This is a genomic window from Agrobacterium sp. YIC 4121, assembly GCF_002008205.1.
GTDB lineage: Bacteria > Pseudomonadota > Alphaproteobacteria > Rhizobiales > Rhizobiaceae > Agrobacterium > Agrobacterium leguminum.
The window spans coordinates 431,834-451,228 of record NZ_MRDI01000027.1 but is presented as its reverse complement, the minus strand read 5'-3'; the positions used below and the strand labels follow the sequence as shown (position 1 = coordinate 451,228).

Sequence of the window (19,395 nt, the reverse complement as noted above, 5' to 3'; positions counted from 1 at the left end):
AAAATAAGTTCTGAGGAGAACACATGAAGCGCAAGATTAAGGTAGCTGACCTGCTATGCGGGGCAGGCGGATCGTCCACGGGCGCCTACAGGGCACTTAAAAAACTGGGTCTGGAAATGGACCTGGTATGCGTGAACCATTGGCCGACAGCTATCGAAACGCACACCATTAATCATCCAGAAGCCAGACACTACGTTGAGGACATTTCGACCGTTCGACCGCATCTATTGGTGCCAGAGGGATACCTTGACCTCCTTATGGCCTCGCCCACTTGCACCCATCATTCTGTGGCGAGAGGTGGCAAGCCTACCAGCGATCAGCAACGATCCGACCCTTGGCATATCATTACTTGGCTTACCGAGCTTCGTGTAAAGCGGATCATCATAGAAAACGTCTGGGAGTTCACCGGTTGGGGTCCGGTAAACATCAGAACGGGCCGACCCATTCCGAGCCGTAAGGGCGAGTACTTTCATGCTTGGATCGACACCCTCAAGCGACTTGGCTTTCATCTGGAGTGGAGAAAACTAAACGCCGCAGACTATGGTGACGCCACTACTAGGCAGCGATTCATCCTTATGGGACGCTCTGACGGTCGAAAGATTCATTGGCCGACTCCAACTCATCAAAAGCGGGACAACGTCAACGCAGATTTGTTCGGTGATAAAAAGTCTTGGCGTCCAGCTCGCGAGATCATCGACTGGGAAATCAAAGGTCGTTCAATTCTCAACCGAAAGAAGCCACTTGCAGCAAAGACGCTTGCACGCATCTATGCCGGCTCCGTCAAGTTTGGCTGGCCGGAACCGTATCTTGTCATACTCCGGAATCACATGTCAGCCCAGGACATTGATCAACCGCTACCGACAATAGCCGCCAACGGTATGCACATCGGGATCGCGGAGCCCGTAATTGTGAACATGAAGGGGCAGTCGACAGCAACAGGATCGGGCGATCCTTTACCGACGCAAACGGCTCATGCTCCTCATCTGTATGCGGCGGAACCGATCATCATGAACGGTCGAAAAGGTAACAAGGCTGAGGGAGTTTCTGAAGGCCTCATCCCTACGCTGGATACGAAAGGCGGCGTTTGGCTTGCTGAGCCATTTGTCCTGTCCCAAGCATCAGGCGGTTCACCGCGTGGCGTCAGCAATCCTATTCCCACGCAAACCACAGGCGGCAACGGCGCGTCCCACGCTCTTATTTCCCCTTATTACGGCTCCGGCTCTGGCGAAACCTGCAATACCGTAGACGACGCTCTGCCTACGATAACCAGCAAGGGGCGGTTTGGGATGGTTGTTCCAGTCACCAATAGCAACGGCGGCCCGCAGGCCCGCGACATCGATGTTGATCCAATACCCACGATGACCACGGCAAAGGGTGGGGATTTCGCTTTCATCGCGGCACAGTTCGGGGAGCGTGAAGGTCAGGCGCCGCGCGTTCACGACCTGGGCCAACCCCTGCCGGTTGGTCCGACGCTCGGGCAAGGCGTGCTGGTAGAACCTGCTCAGCAGTATGACATACTTTTCCGGATGCTGGAGCCACATGAACTTGCCGCGGCAATGGGCTTCAATACAGAAGAGTATACCTACGAATTCGCAGGTACAAAGACAGATAAAATCAAGCAGATCGGGAACGCCGTCTCGGTCGCTAAGATGGAAGCATGCGTCGGCGCCATAATGGCTGATGATGCTCCTCGTACGGTCGCCAACGACAATCGGGAGACCCCAATTGCAAACGCCGCTTGAATTAGCGCAACACTACGTCGCCCAAGGCTGGCCGGTCTTTCCATGCCGTTCGCACGCCGAGGAGCATGTCGACCAGGCAACAGGCGAGATCATTACGCTTGGCGAAAAGACGCCTTTGACGCCCAATGGCTTCAAGGGCGCGACGCGTTTTCCGCGCATCATCGAAAGATGGTGGTCGGACTGGCCGGATGCCGCCGTTGGCCTGCCGACTGGCGAGAAGACCGGCTTCTTCGCACTCGACATCGACAACAAGCCGGGCGGCGCTAATGGCTTCGACTGGCTGGCTGAGATGGAAGCCGAGCACGGACCGCTGCCCGACACGGCCCGCGTGACGAGCCCGAACGGCGGGATGCACATCTACTTCAAGTACGTCGTGGGCACGCGCAACCGCGGCGCTCTTGGCGCTGGCGTCGATATCCGGTCCGAGGGTGGCTACGTGCTGGCCGCTGGCAGCACGATGGCCAATGGGCGCTCCTACAAGTGGGAGACGGACACGCGCGAGATTGCGGACGCGCCGGCTTGGCTGCTCGACCTGCTGCTGCCGAAGTCTGCACCAGCCCATACGCAGTACAGTCTGTCTGCAGCCACCAACAACGCGTATGTCGATGCGGCCGTCGACCGTGAGCTCGCTGACCTTGCAGGCGCCCCGATGGGCACGCGCAACAATGCGCTCAACGACGCGGCGTTCTCGATCGGCACTATCGTCGGTGCCGGAGCGCTCAGCGAGGCCGAGGCGCGTGCCTTGCTTCAGGACGTTGCTCGCGGCTGGGGCAGGGACTGGTCGCGCTGCTGCAAGACCATCGAGAACGGTCTTAAGGCTGGCATCCAGAACCCGCGCCACATTCCTGAGCCCGACTTCCCGGCGCACGACAACACGCGTCTGGTGGACATTACGCGGATGATACAGCGAGGCCTTGAAAAAGGCAGGCTGCGCGAGCAGGCGGCTGCGGTAGAAGCGGATGTCGTGATGGAGGCCGTGCCGACGGAAGAGGAGTCACCCGCTGGTGATATCGGGCCCGCCAACGACAACGCGCCTCTGTCACCAATCACCGCAACCGCCTTCAAGTGGATCGACCCCAAAACACTGCCGCGCCGTGAGTTCGCGTACGGCTCTCACTTCATCCGCAAGTACGTCTCGGTCACGGTGTCACCGGGCGGACTAGGCAAGACGTCGAGCAGCATCGCCGAGGCGCTCGCCATGGTGTCGGGTAGGGCGCTGCTTGGCACCAAACCGCCCAAGCGTCTGCGCACCTGGATATTCAACGCCGAAGATCCGCGTGACGAAATGGAGCGGCGTATCATGGCTGCTTGCATACACTATAAGCTGAAGCCAGCCGACCTAGAAGGGCATCTGTTCCTCGACAGCGGCCGTGAGCAGGAGCTATGCGTTGCCATCGAAGACAAGAAGGCCGGCGTGCGCATCCAGCAGCCGATCGTCGAAGCCGTGGTTGAGCAGATCGAGCGCAATGGCATCGACGTGATGATTGTCGACCCGTTTGTGTCCACGCATGGCGTCAATGAGAACGACAACGGCGCGATCGACAAGGTGGCGAAGCTGTGGGCCCAGATTGCTGACTACACCAACTGCTCAATCGACATCGTGCACCACCTTCGCAAGGTCGCTGACCGAGAGGCGACGGTTGAAGATGCGCGTGGGGCGGTGTCACTGATAGGCGCGGCGCGTTCGGTACGAGTCCTCAACCGCATGTCAGAAGAGCAGGCAGGCGAGGCTGGCATCGATAAGGCTGACCGCTTCAGCTACTTCTACACCACCTACGGCAAGTCGAACCTGACGCCGCTTTCGCATAAGGCGGAGTGGCGCCATCTGGTGTCGACGCCGCTTGGAAACGGGACCGGCCTTGCTCAGCCGCAGGACTTTGCGCCTGTCGTGACAGAGTGGCATTGGCCGAGCGCCGAGGACGTGGCGGGAGACCTGACAGAAGACCAGCGCGCGTCCATCCTGGCGGCCGTGAGCGCGTCCGACTACAAGAAGTCACCGAAGGCCAAGAACTGGGTTGGAGGCGCTGTAGCTTACGCTGTGGGGCTGGATTTGGACGACAACGTGCAGCGCAAGCGCGCGGCCAGCCTTGTGACCGCCCTGATGCGTGAAGGTGCGCTTGTCGAGCGCGAGGAGCGGGATCCTGTGCGGCGCGAGCTAGCGGTGTTTGTGAGGGCGGCTTAGGATTTGCCGTATGTTACGAAAAATAGAGCCGCGGCCATTTTTTGGGTTGGCGGCTTTAACATTGCGGGAGGTATACTTTGAGTGGCGCTGCGTCAAATTCCGGTTGTAAAAATTTGCGTTATTCACTTTAGTGCAGTTTCACCGGTGAATCGATGTGGGGCAAATGGGAATGACATTCGAAATTGTTGATATTGATCCGGACAGGGTGTCCGACCTTTTACAAATGAGTGAGGGCCATTTCGCCGATCTTAAAAGTGCAGAAATTTTACCCTCTAAATTAACAAAAACCTTTTCTGCATTCGCCAACACCGGTGGAGGAGACGTGTATATCGGGATTGAGGAAGTAATCAGCGCCGACGGCAAAGAGCGCTTGTGGAAGGGGTTTGCCGATCAGGAGGCCTGTAACCCGATCTTTCAGGTAATGGAGTCTTTAGGGCCGCTTGCCAACAATTACACAGCGGAATTCTTTCGAGCGAAAGATCACTCGGGCCTTGTGCTTCACATAAACATTTTCAAGTCACAAGAAATCATCTCAGCTACGGATGGCAAAATTTACGTTAGACGAAACGCCCAGAGTCTCCCTCTTTCTGGGGCAGAGGCCGTTGATCGCCTAAAGTATGACAAGGGCGTTAGGTCTTTCGAGGATGAGCCCGTAAATATTGAAGTTGAAGAGATAACCAATTCGGTTGCAATCCTTGAGTTCCTGTTGGACGCAATCCCCACCGGTGAGCCACTTGAGTGGTTGACAAAGCAGAGAGTTATCACCGGTGATCGACCCACCGTGGCTGGTATACTTCTGTTCTCGGATAACCCACAGTCGATACTGCCAAAAAGATCTGCGATAAAAATACTGAGGTACCAAACAAAAAAAGAAGCGGAGAGGGACTTCTTAGCCTTTGATCCTGTAACGATCGAGGGGCCGATATACAGCTTAATATATGATGCTGTTGATCAGGTTAAGCAGATCGTTGAAGGCATGGAGAAGCTTGGAGAGGAGAAGATGGAAAAAGTCTCCTATCCGGAAGAAGCTCTCCATGAAATAGTTACCAACGCCGTACTTCACAGGGACTACAGCGTCGCATCCGACGTGCAGATCCGAATCTTCGACAATCGGGTCGAAATCGAGAGCCCCGGGCGACTTCCTGGACACGTCACTCCCGCGAACATTACAAAAACGCAGTTCGCGCGAAACGCAAAGCTTGTTCGCCTTATAAACAAGTTCAAAAACCCGCCCAACAAAGATGTCGGTGAGGGAGTAAAAACCGCCTTTGAAGCTATGGGAAAACTAAGGCTCAAACCGCCTCAAATCAGCGAGACTGATCAGTCTGTGTTGGTTGTTTTGCGGCATGAGAGCCTGGCGTCGCCAGAGCAAATGGTAATGGACTACCTAAAAGATGAACCTGAGATCACGAACCTGATCGCGCGCGAACTAACCGGCATCAAGTCAGAAAACTCAATGAAGTCTGTGTTTTATAGACTGAGAGAGCGGGGTCAACTCGAGCAGACCCCGAAGGAAAAGGGCAAGAAGCCGTCTTGGCGGAAGCCCGCGACCAGCGATGATAAGGAACCAGACGCCACCATCTGAGTTAGGACTTCCATGGCAGCGCGTTGAGCGCGTCGGCTTTATCGTCGACCACGGATGTACTGGCAGGGGCGATAGCTACAGGAAGGCTGGGGCAGCGATGCACCGGCCTTTTTTTGTTGGGTTCGGTCGCCCGGCGGTTATGGAATTTTTCAATAGAGAGAAAACATCATGACGTGCAAACATCCAGGTGAATAAGCGGGGCTTCTGTCTCTTTTTCTTTTGTAGGCGTATTGACTTACTAGGCGTATAAGCCTATATGTGTATTTACCAACACCACGCCACAAGAGGAGACTTGAATGACAATTGGTCAAACGTGTTATGTTTACGCCATTGGTATGCACGCCAGCCACCCTGGGTTCGAGAAAATAATCAAGATCGGCATAGCGAGAAACGCGGAGTCGCGCCTTAATGGTCTACAGACCGGCAACCCGTATCGCTTGCATATAAAAAAGAAATGGAAGTTCTTATCAGAAGATGACGCGAGAGATTTCGAGAGAGCTTGCCATCAGGAGTTCAGATCTGAAAATGTGATGCTTGAGTGGTTCTCCGTTACTGTAGAAATGATAGATGAACTCTACGAGGCTTTCTTCACTCGGGGTGATTTTGCCAAAGAGGTTGACGCTTTGGTCGTGGCCATGAAGCGAAGAAGGCTTGTCGAAGAAAGTGCATTTGCCGAACCTGCAGATCAATCAAGCATCACAGGAATGGTTCGACTAAAACAAGATAAGTCGTCAACAATGACCACTTCCGATGCGGCAAAATATCTAGGTAAATCAAAATCTTGGCTTGACAAAACTCGCCTTAATGGCAGCGGCCCAGTTTACCACAAGATAGGCGGAAACGTACGATACATGGTCGCTGATCTCGACGTATGGATGGAAAGAAGCAGGCGAACCGCAGTATATGACTTTGCGAACGCTGTACCTTCATGACAATGACCAACACCGAATTCCGCGCAATCCGACAGAGACTGGGCCTCACGCAGGCCCAGCTTTCGCGTGTTCTACAGTACGCCACAGCGCTCACAGTCAGCACTTATGAGCGCGAAAAGAACCCACGCCAAATACCAACGCACGTCGCTCTGCTGATGATGGCTTACGATGAAGGATATAGGCCGAAAGATTGGCCGAAGGAGGCTTAATGACTTACGCAACTATGCCGTGGCACGCCGTTAGACCTCTGGTACAGGAGGCGGTGCTTAGAAAAACGGGTGGTTTTTGCTATTATTGCGGGGTGAATTTCGGCGAGAAGTATCACATTGACCATGCGATTCCTTCGTCACGCGGCGGCTCGAACAGGCTGGAAAACCTCGTACCCTCGTGCGCACAATGCAATTCTGAAAAGAGCGATAAGACTATCGACGAGTGGCGATATCAAAAAACTATAACGCGCCTGACGGCGCAGGGCGCTGCGCCGCATTTCACCGTTAAGCAAATTTCTTGGCTCATCCATCACAACTTCAACATCTTCGATGGCGTCGATCTACACGAGTTTTGGTACGAGACCGAGGCCGCAAACGACAATCAGCAATACAACCAAGACGCATCATAAAATTCGCGTTAAAGTTTGCACGGATACCAAAATTCTATCCGTGCAGTAACTGTGCACATCCGGGCGGAGACACCCGCACAGCGCTGCCCGGTTAGTGCACGTTTAGTAGGGTATATATTTATATATACCCCTACACGTGCAACCGTGCAGGGCGGTGTGCCGCGCGCACGGTTCTCAAGATGATTTATTCGGGCAACGTGCACCGGGCAGAAGGGCGGTCCGAGTGCAACCTGATGCTCACCCAAAAATATTTCTCAAAATCCACTACCCGTTTTCGCTCCTCTCTCGGAAAGTATGTGTGTCGCCACCACGACACCGCACCACCAGGAGGCCAGTATGCAGCAAACCACCCGCATCAACGGCAAGCGCGTCGTCATCCGTACGACCGCGACAGGCAAAGTCACCGTCGCAGACGCACCCATCAAGGAAAGCGAGGGGCAGGCGGCCCAGGTTCGCGCCCTGCGGTCGCTGCCGGAGTACGGCCGCCAGTTCCTGCTTGCTGGCGACATGAACAGCGCGAAGCGCGGCCCACGTGCTCAGGCCGACGCGATCGCAACCGGCATGACGCCGGGCGAAGCTGACCTGCGGATTTACCTCAATGGCGGCGCGCTGCGGATGATCGAAAACAAGGTCGGCAAAGGCAGGCTGTCGCCGGCTCAGGTTGAGCGGCATACGTCGCTGGCGCGGCTCGGGCACCCAGTGGAGGTGGTGCGGTTCACATCCACGACAGAAGCGGCCAGCAAAGCGGTGACGCTCGTCAAAGGATGGCTGGCCGATAACGACAACACCAAGCAGCAGTAATGGCGCCTACCAAGCGCCATCACCACAGAAGGGGAGACGATATGACCAGACACGGATCACTTGCAGAGCAGCTCGCGGCGGTGCGACGCTTCGCCACCGAACCAGATCATCAGCCCGAGCCGCTACAGACCAATTGGTCTGTCGTTCCAGCGAATGACAACAACCCGGATGAAATCGAAGACCTGAAGCACGATCGCAAAAGGCTGGTTACCCCATCGGTCGCCGAGATCATGAAGAACGTGGCAACAGGCGAGGTTGAGCGCAACGAAGCGGGGCAGGTGGTACGTATCGGACGGCTGCGGTTTAGCGATGGCACTCAGACGGAGAAAGCGTACCGTCTCACCATCGACGGTGGCGTTGAGGAGTACGCGGCAAGGATGCCGGCCGGTGCCATGCTTGGATCTCGCGACAAGGTGGATGTTGCGTTAGGCGGAGACGACAATCCGCAAGAGGTCACCGACAGCAACCAATACTTCGCCGACATGCTCGACACGAAGAAGGCCAGATACCTTACCGGAAAAAAGCACAAAGGTCCGCGTGTGAGGATGACGGCGGACGAGGCGCGAGCGGAGCTAGCCAAGGCTTACGCCAACACCGACATGAGCAAGGTTACGTTCACCCGATGCCCCGATGGTCTTCCGTGTGGCTCAGCCAGGATCTCAGATAGCTTTCTGGGAATGCAAAAGACCACATGCGCTGGCGGCGGCTCAATGATGTGGCAGGACATCGTCACTGCGATGGCTGATCGCAAGGAGTGGTTCGATGCGGTTGACGAGCTGAAGGACGAAGACAGGGCGACCCTGGAAGCGGCAAGGACTGCGAGAAACATGGCTGATATCGGCTTGAAGGCTGGCCACCAAGGCAAACAAGCGGAACGGCAAGGGAAGCGCCGACTGATGGCCGCAAACGATAATCTGATGGCAGCACTGCGAAAGGCGGCTTCGTAACGTCCCTTTCCGCGATCTCGGAGAGAGTAATGTGAAGGGGTGGCGCAACGTAGTTGCGAACCCCACAACATTCCGAGCGCTATGCGTCGGACCCATCGCCATGCTGCATTCGCTGCAGCCTCTGAGCTTTGGGTAACTATCACGCCCCAACCCTCTGCTTGCAAGCTTGGCCCTGAATTGACAGGCATCCGCTGTGGACGCGCAGTGGTGGGCGGGTAACTATCACGTGGAGTAGAGCAGTATGGTAGCTCGTCAGGCTCATAACCTGAAGGCCGTGAGTTCAAATCTCACCTCCGCAACCAACTCAGCAAGGCAGGAAATTGTAACTCCTGAGAAGATTGGGGCTTTCCGGTCGTTCCTTGCTTCGCGTCCTTGGCGCAACGCGTGCATCTGCGGGTGCACGTTCCTTCCCAATCCCATGCGCGTTCTCCTCCGCTTGCATGGTGATCGTGCGGCCCGTTCCCTTTGCTGGTTGAGCGGGCCGCTTTTGCTTTCTGCTTGGTTCAGCTAGTCACCAAGGCAGACGTCGCACAGAGGGTTCTCTGGGTCGGTCGTCAGGTACGAGACAACCGGCGTGCAGCACATCAAGCATACGGTGTCGCATCGGCTTAATTCATCCTGGCGCGCCTTTTCGGCTCGGTCCGCTTCGATCTTGGCCGTTTCGTTACTGCGCCGACTAAGTTCTGCTGCAATCTCTTCTTCTGTAAAGACACCCATCTTGCTTGCCCCAGCTCAATGTCTACCCAGCATTGAACATTGCACGTCATAAGGGTGTAGTGCAATGTTCAAACCCTACGGGCGCTCAGCAGAAGCTGCACTTTACCGTCGCCTCTACAAGACGGCACGATGGGCGCGACTGCGCGAGGCTCAGCTTGCTGCCGAGCCCTTGTGTCGGTTCTGCCTGGCCATTGAGGATGTCACTGAAGCTACGGTGTGTGACCATATCGAGCCGCACAAGGGCGACGAGGCTTTGTTTTACGACCCATCGAACCTCCAATCACTTTGCGCTCCATGCCACGACAAGCTGAAGGCTCGCATCGAGCGAGGCCAGCAGGCCGTGGTCATTGGTGTCGATGGATATCCTGTCGATGTCGGTGGCTAGGGGGTGCCTCGAAAGTGGCCGACCGCCCACCGCAGGACCGGCGGGGTAACGCAATTCAAATGCAAACACAGATTTTTGCCTAGCGCGTGCGCAAGCGCGCGTGCGCGAGGGGATTCCGCATGTCTGAGAAGAAAAGCCGCGTCGACAGCGTTGATGAGGCCATAAGGATTGCTTCGGCGGCATCTGAGGATATCCAGTTTCCCGAAAACGTGCCGCTCGACGACTGTGACGTCCCGTTTTTCAAGAACGTCATCGCAGAATACGCCCGCGCCGATTGGTCGGCGCACCAGCTTGAGATTGCCGCGATGCTTGCTCGCACAATGGCCGACCTTGTGAGGGAGCAGGACATGCTCCGCACCGAAGGTTCGGTCGCAGTCACCGAGAAAGGCACGCCCGTGGCCAATCCGCGCAAGTCCGTGGTCCAGATGCACGCTTCTTCCATTCTTTCGTTCCGCCGATCGCTGGCGCTGCATGCGCGAGCCGTACAGGGCGAGGCGAGGGACGCTGCCAAGCGTCGAGACCAGGCCAAGGAGATTGAGGCGGGAGTTAGATCAGACAGCGATTTGCTTGCGTGATTGGAGCCTAATGCATGACCGGCCAAAATCTGAGTTGGCCGCCAAGTGTTTTGGAGGCGATTAAGAGCGGTCCCATCCCCGTAAGGCGGGACTGGCGCAGACTTCCGGTCGGCGAGCTTACGCGAGGTGAGAAGGTATGCCGATTTATCGAGGGTTTTTTGGTTGTCCCGGAGGGGGATCTTGTCGGCCAACCTATCAGACTTCTTGACTTCCAAGAGTGCTTTATCCTGGCGGTTTACGACAACCCTCATGGAACGGGCAGGGCGTACCTGTCGATTGCACGCAAGAATTCGAAGACGGCAACAATAGCATGTCTTCTGTTGGCTCATATCGTGGGGCCTGAGGCGTTTCCAAACAGCCGTATGATGTCGGGCGCTCGGTCGCGCAAACAAGCGGCAGAGGTCTACAATTACGCCAGCAAGATGCTTCTGCTGTCTCCTGAGCTCAACAAAAAATACAGACTTGTGCCCTCCAGCAAAACAATTGTTGGCCTGAGTAAAGCAGTAGAATACCAGGCCAGCTCTGCAGAAGCCAAGAGCGCGCACGGCGGTTCGCCACTGGTCGCTATCCTCGATGAGGTCGGCCAGATCAAAGGCCCGCACGACGACTTCGTCGAAGCGATCGTGACGTCGCAAGGCGCTTACGGCGACAAGGCAATGATCTTCGCCATCTCGACGCAAGCGGCAACTGACGGCGACTTGTTCTCGCGGTGGCTGGACGATGCCGAGACGTCACAAGCACCACGAACGGTTTCGCACCTCTACACGGCTCCTGCTGATTGCGACGTCCTCGACGAGGAAGCGTGGAAGGCCGCGAACCCTGCGCTTGGTAAGTTCAAGTCCGTTTCATCGGTTCGCGACGACGCGGAGCGCGCGGCACGAATGCCGACCGAGGAGGCCAGCTTTCGCTGGCTCCATCTCAATCAAAGGATCGATGCCAATGCTCCGTTTGTGTCGCCGGCTATTTGGCGAGCGTGCAACGCTCGAGTTGTGGACTTTGATGGTCTCCCTGTATTTGGTGGGCTCGACCTTTCTGAGGTGAGCGACCTGACTGCTCTGATGCTCATGGCGCCGAAGGAGCAGGAAGGCAAAACCATCTGGCACGTGAAGCCGACGTTCTGGCTGCCCGGCGACGGCATACGCGCGAAAGCTAAGGCCGACCGTGTGCCGTACGATGTGTGGCACAAGGATGGGCATCTCGAGGCCGCCCCAGGCAGAACCGTCGACTACGAGTTCGTTGCGCATTATCTGCGCGACCGTTTCGAAGAGATGGATATCCGCAAGATCGCGTTTGACCGCTGGAATTTCAGGCATCTGAAGCCATGGCTGCAGAAGGCCGGCTTCACGGACGATCAGCTTGAGGGCGATGATGCTGTTTTCCAGCCTTTCGGGCAGGGCTTCCAGTCGATGTCTCCGGCACTTCGCGAGCTTGAGAGCATCATCCTGAACGGCAATCTGGCCCACGGCGACCACCCGGTTCTGACGATGTGCATGATGAACGCCACCGTCAAAGCGGATCCTGCCGGCAATCGAAAGCTCGTCAAACACAATCGCGAACGCCGCATCGACGGCGCAGTCGCCTTGGCAATGGCAACGGCGATGGCCGGAACCTACGAGGGCGGCGATAGCGGCAACCTGGACGACTTCGTCAACAATATCATCTCTGTCACCTGGTGACGGGCAACCTAGTGGTGAGGCCTGATGGGCTTTTTTGAGAGATGGGTCGGAAGGCCTATCAAGCTCACCGACGGCGAGTTCTGGCGAGGCTTCTTTGGCCTTGGCACCACGTCCGGGGAGACAGTCACGATTGAGAGCGCCCTTTCGCTTGATGCGGTCTGGGCATGCGTCAACCTCGTGCAGAACGCGGCCGGCACCCTTCCTTGCATCGTTTACGGCAAGGACGGCGTGACGGTCGATAAGAACGCTCCGCTTTACGAGCTTCTGCACGACATGCCGAACATGGACGACACGGCGCCAGAGTTCTGGTCGATGGCGGCGATGTGCTTGCTGTTGGACGGCAACTTTTTCGCCGAAAAGAAGATGAACGGCGAGCGCCTGGTGGCGCTTAACCCGCTTCACCCCTTGAGCGTCGATGTGTGCCGGTCGAAAGACGGCAGGAACACGCGATACTACGAGGTGACGGAAGACGGCAAAAAGCGTCGAGTGCCCGAAGGTAAGATGTTTCACGTCCGCGGCGTGCGGCTGCCTGGCTGTGATCGCGGCATGTCGCCGATTGCCGTTGTGCGCAATACAGTCGGGAGCGCATTGGCGGGCGAGAAAGTCGCCGGCCGGATGTTCAAGAACGGCCTGCTTTCGTCGCTCATTGTCAGCTCGGATCAAATCCTGAAGCCTGAGCAGCGAAAGCAGATATCCGACACGCTGACGCAGTTCGCCGGCGCCGAGAAGGCTGGCGGGGTGACGGTATTGGAGGCCGGTTTCAAGCCGTATCCAATGTCGATCAACCCCAAGGACGCACAGTTCCTTGAGGCGAGGCAGTACAGTGTAGAGCAAATTTGCCGCATCTTCGGTGTGCCGCCCGTTATGATCGGGCACGCAGCAAACGGCACTACGACTTGGGGCAGCGGCATCGAGCAGCTGATCCTCCAATTCACCAAAACCTGCATGCGGCCGATGCTCAAGCGCATCGAAGCGGCAATTTATCGTGACTTGCTGGACGCAAAGACGAGGAAGACCACGAAGGTGAAGTTCAACATGGAAGAACTCTTGCGCGGCGACAGCACGGCGCGAGCAGAATTCCTGTCGAAGATGGTCACGAACGGCATCTACCTCGTCGATGAGGCTCGCTCTTACGAAGACAAGGCGCCAGTGGACGGCGGCAACAAGGCCATCGTGAACGGCACGATGACGCGCCTCGATACGCTCGGGAAGACCGAAACTCCGGCGCCAACGCCAGCAGCGCGCGCTGCATAAGGGAAAATCATGAAGTTTGAACACCTGATTTCGGTCTTTTTGGCCGAGCCTTGGGCTATTCAGCGCGAAAAACTGGGCGTTTTGGCTGATGTTTTGGTGGCGCGGGCCGAAGGTGAGAAGCTGTTTTCGTCCGAGTTCGCCGCCTCAATCGACGAGGCCCGAGCGAAGGAAATCGCGGAATCGACCGGCAGCGTGGCCATTATCCCGGTTTACGGGGTCTTGGCTGACAAGATGGACCTGTTTTCCGCGATGAGCGGCGGCACTTCCTATGCCGGCATCAAGAAAGCGCTGCACAAGGCGCTATCTAACGCCGACATCAAGGCTGTCGTGCTCGACATCGACAGCCCTGGCGGCACGGTTCCAGGCACCGACGAACTAGCCACCGAGATCCGCAAGCTACGTGGCGGCGAGAAGCCGATCATTGCTCAGGTCAACAGCCTGGCTGCAAGTGCGGCTTACTGGATCGCGGCGTCGACGGACGAAATCGTCGTCACGCCTTCCGGCCGCGCTGGTTCGATAGGCGTCTACACTGCACACGATGACCTATCCGCAGCTCTTGAGCAGCGCGGCATCAAGCGCACCTACATCTCTGCTGGTAAGCACAAGGTCGAAGGTAACGAAACCGAGCCGCTTGGCAAGGATGCCCTCGCACATGTGCAGGACGGCGTGAACCGCTCGTACAATCGCTTTGTCGCAGCCGTCGCTGAAGGGCGCGGCGTGACTGTCAGCAAGGTTGAGGATGGCTATGGTCAGGGGCGCGTTTTCTACGCAGAAGCGCTAATGGACCGCGGCATGGTCGACCGGATTGCGACGCTTGACGAGACTTTGGCCCGCTACGGCGCCGACGTCGAGCCTGCTCCGGTGAGGCGTATCAAGGCTGCGAACGCCGCAAAGGCTGAAGCCGCACAAACGCTGGTCGCGAAGATGACGGCTGGCGAGCAAATCACAAAACGCGAGTTTGAAAACGGCATCAGGGGACTGATGGGGTTGTCGGGCTCTGAGGCAGAGCGGGCCGCTCGGCTCTACCTCAAGGATGGTCAGGGGGCTCCTGACATCGATGCGGATGCTGCTGCTTTGGCAGCCATTGAACGGCTTATCGCCGAAGCAAAATCACCACTCATTCGATAAAAGGAGCCACTCATGGCTGATAATCAACTTGCCGATAAGATCGGCGAGCTCGGTACTTCGCTTGCGTCCATCAAGGAGCAGGTGGGCAATCTCGCAACCGACTTTACCACGAAGCTTGCCGCCAACGGCGAAGTTTCGGCGGAGCTGAAGGAAAAGACCGACAAGGCGCTGTCTGAGCTAGGCGACGTTACGACCCGCCTTGGCGACCTTGAAAAGCGTGCCGCTCGAGAAACCGAAAGCGGCGAAAATGAGCATAAGTCGCTCGGTGAGCTGGTCGTTGAATCGGTCGGATTTACCAATGGTGACCTGCAGGGCGGCGCCCGCGGTTCTATCCGTGTGAAGGCCGATCGAGCCGCGATCACCACGGCAAATACGACCGTCGGCGCAGGCCGCTCCCCTGGCACTTCGCTTGTCCCAGGTGACCGCAGGCCTGGCATCATTGCGCTTCCCGATCGTCAGCTGACGATCCGTGATCTCGTGCTTCCTGGTCAGACCTCTTCCGGCAACGTGGAGTATGTCAAGGAAACCGGCTTCACCAATAACGCAGCGCCTGTCGCAGAAGGTGCCGCGAAGCCTTATTCTGATCTGACTTACGATCTCGCGTCGGCACCTGTCCGCACGATCGCTCACCTCTTCAAGGCTTCTCGCCAGATCATGGACGACGCACCCGGTCTTCGCTCGATGATCGACGGTCGTGCGCGCTACGGTCTCCGTTTTGTCGAGGAAAACCAGCTGCTGAACGGCTCTGGCACCGGCCAGAACATTCACGGTCTCGTCCCGCAGGCGACTGCATTCAATCCGGCGTTTGCTGCCGCTGACGAAACGGGCATCGACCGTCTCCGTCTGGCTGTTCTGCAGGTCGTTCTCGCCGAGTATCCGGCAACCGCGTTCGTCCTGAACCCGATCGACTGGGCGAAGATCGAGCTGACCAAGGATGCCGGCGGCAACTACATCATCGGCAATCCGCAGGGCTCGCTTACTCCGACGCTCTGGAACCTGCCGGTCGTTTCGACGCAGGCCATGGCCGCAGGTGAATTCCTTACCGGCGCGTTCAGCTTCGCGGCTCAGATCTTCGACCGCATGGATATCGAGGTTCTGCTGTCGACCGAGAACGACAAAGACTTCGAGAACAACCTCGTGTCGATCCGCGCTGAAGAACGATTGGCGTTCGCCGTCTATCGTCCTGAGGCGTTTGTTACTGGCGATGTTGAAGGCGCGTAAGCTGGATAAAAACAGCTGAAACTCTTATCTCCTTAGAGGAGCGTAACGGCGGGATTGCAGTCTCACCGTTACGCAAACACCTGAGAACGTAAGGGTTCAAAGATGCTTGTGCCTAACGGTACCTCCGGTAATGGCACCGCTCAAAGTTTGCGCACTAAGTCATGCCCAGGTTGCAGTTCTGCTGTTTTTGGTAAAACGCTGCACGCACAATACTGCGAGGCCTGCAAAGCCTCTCGAAAGCGTGCAAAAGATGTAGAGGCATCGGAACGCAGACGGCGCAAAAATGGCGTCCCCAAGGTAAAAGGGGAGACCTTTTGTTGCCAGCTTTGCGGCTCGTATTTCGTAGCTACATCGAAAAGCCGAGCGCTTTATTGCGAGCCATGCAGGCCAGATGCAGACAGAGCCAGGGCTCGGGAAAGATCGAAATCCCGAAGCGGCGATCCGCACCGCAAGGAAAAGTTCAACGCTTGGTACAGAGACCAACGTAGGCGACCAGAAATCGCTGTATCTCGGCATATGAGCACGATGATTTCGCGAGGTTTGGCAGCAGGAAAGTCTGGCAAAAGCTGGCGTGACCTTGTCGACTACTCGCTCGAGGATCTTGTACGGCATCTTGAGCGGCAGTTTCTCCCCGGCATGTCTTGGGAAAATCGCAGTGAGTGGCACATCGATCATATCGTGCCTAAGTCGAGTTTCGAATTCAGTACAGCCGATTGCAAAGGCTTTAAGGCGGCTTGGGCGCTGACCAATCTGCGGCCACTTTGGGCGTCAGACAATGTCCGAAAGCAAGCGAAACAAATTTACCTGATCTAGGCCCCTTAAGGGGCCTTTTTCTTAGGGAGTGAACATGACCGATTTTCTGGAAGTAAAGGCGAAGCGCACGTTCGCCGTCGGCAAAGACCTGAAGACCAAAAAGAGCGATCCGTTCAAAGTCGAGGCAGGCGAGGCGAAGCAGCTTGAGGCGCAGGGTCTGGTCGACATCATCGGCGAGGCAAAGGCTGAAACCTCTGCTGAATACGACGACGCGGATGAAGCCGGTGACAAGCCGGTGATCTCCTCTGCTCGCTCGACGAAGAAGAAGGACAAACCCGATGCTGTCAACGAAGGTTCGTAAGCGCAGGGTCGCGTCCTATATCGGCGCCGGTATCGTCAACGGTATCGGCTCCCCGGTGAATTCTGTTGCACCTGCCATCACGGGCACTGCGCAGGTTGGCCAGACGCTGACGTCGACAACCGGCACATGGTCCGGCTCGCCGACTTACGCGCGGCAGTGGTTCGCTGCTGGCGTCGCGATTTCTGGCGCCACTGCGGCTACCTATGTGCCGGCCACCGGCGACGTTGGAAAGGCCATCACGGTCCGCGTCACGGCCGCGAATGACAAGGGCAGTGTGCCCGTCACAAGCGCGCCGACGTCCGCAGTAGTGGCGGCTTGATATGGCAATCGTCGATCTCGAAACCGTCAAAAAGCATCTCCGTGTCTTTCATGAAGATGAAGATGTGGAGATCGGCCTTTACCGTGATGCTGCAGAAAGCATCGTTACGCAGCATCTAGATCGCGAAGTTGTAGCCGTCGGTGAAACGCCTTCTGCTGTCGACGGCATTGCAGCAACGCCCGCGATCGTGTCGGCGATACTTCTTGTGACCGGCGATCTTTACGAGGTGCGCGAGCCCGACCCGAAGGCAACTGGCGACGCGGTCCTTCCGCGCGCAGTGCGGATGCTTCTGGCACCGTGGCGTGTCTGGCGAACAGTGGCGGACGACTATGTGGCTCCGCTTCCATGAACCGTTCGATTGGCGTCAGCCAGGCTTCACCGTCGCGTATCCGGTCGGCCTCTACAACGTCACGCGCAAGTGCGCTGCGGCTGCAATAGCGGCTAAGGCTGCTGAACCCACCAAGGATCGACCGAATGCCAAAACGCAAGAGGGTGGGCGCAGGCTCGCTGAGTGAGCGCATCGCCTTTGAGGCCGAGGTCGAGGGTGACGATGGGTATGGCGGTGTGGTGGTCGGCTTCGCTGAGCAATTCGTGGAGCCAGCCCGCCTTGAACCGCGCGCAGGATCTGAAACGGTCATAGCCAACCGCCTGCAAGGCTTGCAGCCCTTCACCATGACTGTACGCAGCAACGAACGCACGCGCACAATCACGCCAGCATGGCGGGCGCGGAATAAGCGATCTGGCGTGGTTTACGCGATCAAGGCTGCGGTCAACATCGACGAGCGCAACCAGTGGATCGAGCTGCTTGTGGTGCAGGGGGAGGCTTCGTGATTAAAGCAAAGGTTCTGGGCCGCGAGGCGCTAACGAAAAAGCTCAATCAGGTCGCTCCGCTCGCCAACAAATACGCCGCAGAAGCGAAGCTACAGATCGCTACCGAGGCCGCCGATAAAATCTCCGACCGGGCGCCGATAAGTAACAGCGCAACGGCTGGTGATTACGCCGCCTCGATACAGGGCGGCAAGATTTCTGACAGACCGACTGCGAAAGCGCTTGTCGGTGCATCGACCAGCAAGGATCCGGATGCGACTGGCGTTTTCGCTGCGTGGATTTGGCATTTTTTGGAGTTCGGCACACGGCCGCATAACGTTGCGAAGGGTGGCGGTACGGTTGCAGGCAAGAAGCAGGCGGCCGGCGCAAAGATGCACCCTGGCACGCGGGCGCAACCGCATATTTTCCCGACGTGGCGAGCATTTAGGGCAAAAGCGAAGAAGCGCATCAACGACGCCGTCTGGCGTGGCGTAAGGGAGGCCATGAAAAAGTAATGGCTAACCTAGATCTAGAACTCCAAGGTGCCATCGTTGCGAGGCTAAAGGCGCGAGCAGGTCTGACGGCGAAGGTGGCGCAAAGAATTTATGATAGACCGCCGACCAACGCACCGTTCCCATACGTCGAATACGGCGAAAGCCAAGTCATCAGGGATGACGTCGACTGTTTAAAGTCGAACCTCATCTACGTGACGATCCACGTTTGGTCGCAATACTCCGGAGGCTTCAAGGAGCTAAAGGAAATCATTCACGAGGTCGTCGAGGCTCTTGATGAAGCGCCATTAGTGCTGCCCTCACATCGATTGATATCGATCACGCGGCAAGACACCCGTCATTTCAAAGACCCGGACGAAGTCACGACCCACGGTGTCGCCGAGTTTGTCGCGCGTGTCGAGACACCGGCCTGATTGGCCATCAACTCCTACTTTTTGAGGTTTACAAATGGCCGACGGTCAACAGATTGGTCGTACGCTGCTCATCCAGATCGGTGACGGCGAAACTCCTGAAGTCTTTTCGAACCTGTGCGGTCTCACGACCCGCAGTTTCAATATGTCCGCCAATGAGGTCGACACGACCATCACGGACTGCGTTAATCCAGAGAATACGCCGCAGAAAACAGCAGAGCCGGGCATCAAGAATCGCACGTTCTCTGGTTCCGGCAAGTTCATTAAGAGCGCTTCGAACACCGCGTTCATGACGCACGTCAACGACGCGACCAAATTCAATGCCAAGGTGATCGTTCCTGGCCTGGGTACTTACACCGGCCCTTGGTTCGTTTCTGAATTCGAGTTCAGCGGCGAGATGGAGGGCAACATGGAATTCACGGCCACGTTCGTTGCTGCCGGCGTTCTGACGTTCGTTGCGGAGGTGTAA

The 19,395-nt window shown here is 57.0% G+C and carries 21 protein-coding genes and 1 tRNA gene; all 22 read left to right on the top strand.

Translation table 11 applies throughout. The annotated features are described in order from the left end of the window. The first annotated feature begins 23 nt into the window (after nucleotides 1-23). A complete protein-coding gene (locus tag BTE54_RS23970) occupies nucleotides 24-1,742 on the top strand; it encodes a DNA cytosine methyltransferase (RefSeq protein WP_078054196.1) in 1,719 nt (572 codons plus the stop codon). After that, on the top strand, nucleotides 1,726-3,924 hold the full coding sequence (locus BTE54_RS23965) for a bifunctional DNA primase/polymerase (RefSeq protein WP_348556047.1): 2,199 nt from the start codon (nucleotides 1,726-1,728) through the stop codon (nucleotides 3,922-3,924). Before BTE54_RS23970 ends, BTE54_RS23965 begins: the two co-directional genes overlap by 17 nt. 169 nt (nucleotides 3,925-4,093) lie before the next feature. Then, a complete protein-coding gene (locus tag BTE54_RS23960; protein ID WP_143240768.1) occupies nucleotides 4,094-5,509 on the top strand; it encodes an ATP-binding protein in 1,416 nt (471 codons plus the stop codon). Between the two features lie 296 nt (nucleotides 5,510-5,805). After that, nucleotides 5,806-6,441, top strand: a complete 636-nt coding sequence (locus tag BTE54_RS23955; protein WP_078054193.1) for a GIY-YIG nuclease family protein — start codon at nucleotides 5,806-5,808, stop codon at nucleotides 6,439-6,441. Between the two features lie 208 nt (nucleotides 6,442-6,649). Beyond that, complete coding sequence (locus BTE54_RS23945; protein WP_078054191.1) at nucleotides 6,650-7,060, top strand: HNH endonuclease; 411 nt, start codon at nucleotides 6,650-6,652, stop codon at nucleotides 7,058-7,060. 336 nt (nucleotides 7,061-7,396) lie between these two features. Next, on the top strand, nucleotides 7,397-7,861 hold the full coding sequence (locus BTE54_RS23940) for a VRR-NUC domain-containing protein (protein WP_245316696.1): 465 nt from the start codon (nucleotides 7,397-7,399) through the stop codon (nucleotides 7,859-7,861). 41 nt (nucleotides 7,862-7,902) lie between these two features. Continuing rightward, nucleotides 7,903-8,808, top strand: a complete 906-nt coding sequence (locus tag BTE54_RS23935; RefSeq protein WP_078054189.1) for a hypothetical protein — start codon at nucleotides 7,903-7,905, stop codon at nucleotides 8,806-8,808. 225 nt (nucleotides 8,809-9,033) lie between these two features. Further along, a tRNA-Met gene (locus BTE54_RS23930) sits at nucleotides 9,034-9,110 on the top strand. Between the two features lie 479 nt (nucleotides 9,111-9,589). Then, nucleotides 9,590-9,910, top strand: coding sequence for an HNH endonuclease signature motif containing protein (locus tag BTE54_RS23925; RefSeq protein WP_078054188.1), 321 nt, complete (start codon nucleotides 9,590-9,592; stop codon nucleotides 9,908-9,910). 119 nt (nucleotides 9,911-10,029) lie between these two features. Further along, the gene (locus tag BTE54_RS23920) at nucleotides 10,030-10,485 is read left to right on the top strand and encodes a terminase small subunit (protein ID WP_078054187.1); all 456 of its coding nucleotides are present in this window, start codon (nucleotides 10,030-10,032) and stop codon (nucleotides 10,483-10,485) included. Between the two features lie 14 nt (nucleotides 10,486-10,499). Next, nucleotides 10,500-12,161, top strand: a complete 1,662-nt coding sequence (locus tag BTE54_RS23915; RefSeq protein WP_078054186.1) for a terminase TerL endonuclease subunit — start codon at nucleotides 10,500-10,502, stop codon at nucleotides 12,159-12,161. A gap of 24 nt (nucleotides 12,162-12,185) precedes the next feature. Continuing rightward, the gene (locus BTE54_RS23910; protein ID WP_078054185.1) at nucleotides 12,186-13,415 is read left to right on the top strand and encodes a phage portal protein; all 1,230 of its coding nucleotides are present in this window, start codon (nucleotides 12,186-12,188) and stop codon (nucleotides 13,413-13,415) included. Nucleotides 13,416-13,424: 9 nt separating this feature from the next. Beyond that, entirely contained in the window at nucleotides 13,425-14,543 is a 1,119-nt protein-coding gene (locus BTE54_RS23905; protein WP_078054184.1) for a S49 family peptidase, read from the top strand. A 12-nt stretch (nucleotides 14,544-14,555) separates the two neighbouring features. Further along, nucleotides 14,556-15,764 (top strand): phage major capsid protein, encoded by a 1,209-nt coding sequence (locus BTE54_RS23900; RefSeq protein WP_078054183.1) that lies wholly within the window; start codon nucleotides 14,556-14,558, stop codon nucleotides 15,762-15,764. Between the two features lie 516 nt (nucleotides 15,765-16,280). After that, nucleotides 16,281-16,577 (top strand): hypothetical protein, encoded by a 297-nt coding sequence (locus tag BTE54_RS23895; RefSeq protein ID WP_078054182.1) that lies wholly within the window; start codon nucleotides 16,281-16,283, stop codon nucleotides 16,575-16,577. Between the two features lie 34 nt (nucleotides 16,578-16,611). Next, the gene (locus tag BTE54_RS23890; protein ID WP_078054181.1) at nucleotides 16,612-16,878 is read left to right on the top strand and encodes a hypothetical protein; all 267 of its coding nucleotides are present in this window, start codon (nucleotides 16,612-16,614) and stop codon (nucleotides 16,876-16,878) included. Then, the gene (locus tag BTE54_RS23885) at nucleotides 16,856-17,197 is read left to right on the top strand and encodes a hypothetical protein (RefSeq protein WP_078054180.1); all 342 of its coding nucleotides are present in this window, start codon (nucleotides 16,856-16,858) and stop codon (nucleotides 17,195-17,197) included. The genes BTE54_RS23890 and BTE54_RS23885 overlap by 23 nt, the downstream gene beginning before the upstream one ends. A gap of 1 nt (nucleotide 17,198) precedes the next feature. After that, nucleotides 17,199-17,546 (top strand): head-tail connector protein, encoded by a 348-nt coding sequence (locus BTE54_RS23880; RefSeq protein WP_078054179.1) that lies wholly within the window; start codon nucleotides 17,199-17,201, stop codon nucleotides 17,544-17,546. A gap of 125 nt (nucleotides 17,547-17,671) precedes the next feature. Next, nucleotides 17,672-18,028 (top strand): head-tail adaptor protein, encoded by a 357-nt coding sequence (locus BTE54_RS23870; RefSeq protein WP_078054177.1) that lies wholly within the window; start codon nucleotides 17,672-17,674, stop codon nucleotides 18,026-18,028. Continuing rightward, nucleotides 18,025-18,519 carry an HK97 gp10 family phage protein gene (locus BTE54_RS23865; protein WP_078054176.1) on the top strand — a complete coding sequence of 165 codons (495 nt, stop codon included), beginning with the start codon at nucleotides 18,025-18,027 and terminating at the stop codon, nucleotides 18,517-18,519. Before BTE54_RS23870 ends, BTE54_RS23865 begins: the two co-directional genes overlap by 4 nt. Next, complete coding sequence (locus tag BTE54_RS23860) at nucleotides 18,519-18,929, top strand: DUF3168 domain-containing protein (protein WP_078054175.1); 411 nt, start codon at nucleotides 18,519-18,521, stop codon at nucleotides 18,927-18,929. Before BTE54_RS23865 ends, BTE54_RS23860 begins: the two co-directional genes overlap by 1 nt. Before the next feature lie 34 nt (nucleotides 18,930-18,963). Continuing rightward, nucleotides 18,964-19,395: a phage tail tube protein gene (locus BTE54_RS23855; RefSeq protein WP_078054174.1), complete on the top strand. Its 432-nt coding sequence runs from the start codon at nucleotides 18,964-18,966 to the stop codon at nucleotides 19,393-19,395.